The organism is Tepidibacillus sp. HK-1 (assembly GCF_001748485.2).
Lineage (GTDB): Bacteria > Bacillota > Bacilli > Tepidibacillales > Tepidibacillaceae > Tepidibacillus_B > Tepidibacillus_B infernus.
The window spans coordinates 1-1,532 of sequence record NZ_BDGM02000053.1; the positions used below are offsets into that span (position 1 = coordinate 1).

Consider the following 1,532-nt stretch of genomic DNA (forward strand, 5'->3'; position numbering starts at 1 on the left):
GGCGGACGGGTGAGTAACACGTGGGCAACCTGCCTGTAAGACTGGGATAACCCCGGGAAACCGGAGCTAATACCAGATAAGAGAACATCTCGCATGAGATGAACTAGAAAGGTGGCGCAAGCTACCACTTACAGATGGGCCCGCGGCGCATTAGCTAGTTGGTAGGGTAACGGCCTACCAAGGCGACGATGCGTAGCCGACCTGAGAGGGTGATCGGCCACACTGGGACTGAGACACGGCCCAGACTCCTACGGGAGGCAGCAGTAGGGAATCTTCCGCAATGGACGAAAGTCTGACGGAGCAACGCCGCGTGAGTGATGAAGGTTTTCGGATTGTAAAACTCTGTCATTAGGGAAGAACAAGTATAGGATGAACAAGCCTGTACCTTGACGGTACCTAAGGAGGAAGCCCCGGCTAACTACGTGCCAGCAGCCGCGGTAATACGTAGGGGGCAAGCGTTGTCCGGAATTATTGGGCGTAAAGCGCGCGCAGGCGGTTCTTTAAGTCTGATGTGAAAGCCCACGGCTCAACCGTGGAGGGTCATTGGAAACTGGAGGACTTGAGTGCAGGAGAGGGAAGTGGAATTCCACGTGTAGCGGTGAAATGCGTAGAGATGTGGAGGAACACCAGTGGCGAAGGCGACTTTCTGGCCTGTAACTGACGCTGAGGCGCGAAAGCGTGGGGAGCAAACAGGATTAGATACCCTGGTAGTCCACGCCGTAAACGATGAGTGCTAGGTGTTAGGGGTTTCGATACCCTTAGTGCCGAAGTTAACACATTAAGCACTCCGCCTGGGGAGTACGGCCGCAAGGCTGAAACTCAAAGGAATTGACGGGGGCCCGCACAAGCAGTGGAGCATGTGGTTTAATTCGAAGCAACGCGAAGAACCTTACCAGGGCTTGACATCCCGTTGCCTGGTCTAGAGATAGACCTTTCCCTTCGGGGACAACGGTGACAGGTGGTGCATGGTTGTCGTCAGCTCGTGTCGTGAGATGTTGGGTTAAGTCCCGCAACGAGCGCAACCCTTAATCTTAGTTGCCAGCATTCAGATGGGCACTCTAAGGTGACTGCCGGTGACAAACCGGAGGAAGGTGGGGATGACGTCAAATCATCATGCCCCTTATGTCCTGGGCTACACACGTGCTACAATGGCTGGTACAAAGGGTAGCGAAGCCGTGAGGTGGAGCCAATCCCAAAAAACCAGTCTCAGTTCGGATTGTAGGCTGCAACTCGCCTACATGAAGCCGGAATTGCTAGTAATCGCGGATCAGCATGCCGCGGTGAATACGTTCCCGGGCCTTGTACACACCGCCCGTCACACCACGAGAGTTTGCAACACCCGAAGTCGGTGAGGTAACCGCAAGGAGCCAGCCGCCGAAGGTGGGGTAGATGATTGGGGTGAAGTCGTAACAAGGTAGCCGTATCGGAAGGTGCGGCTGGATCACCTCCTTTCTATGGAGAAATACTCATCCTTACGGATGAGAGGCTTTTTACACTGTTTAGTTTTGAAAGAGTAATGATCCCAAGTGGAT

Annotated in this window: 1 rRNA gene; it reads left to right on the top strand. The window is 54.1% G+C overall.

The annotated features are described in order from the left end of the window. A 16S ribosomal RNA gene (locus tag BEN26_RS13795) occupies positions 1-1,452 on the top strand; the annotation flags it as partial. Positions 1,453-1,532 lie beyond the last annotated feature (80 nt).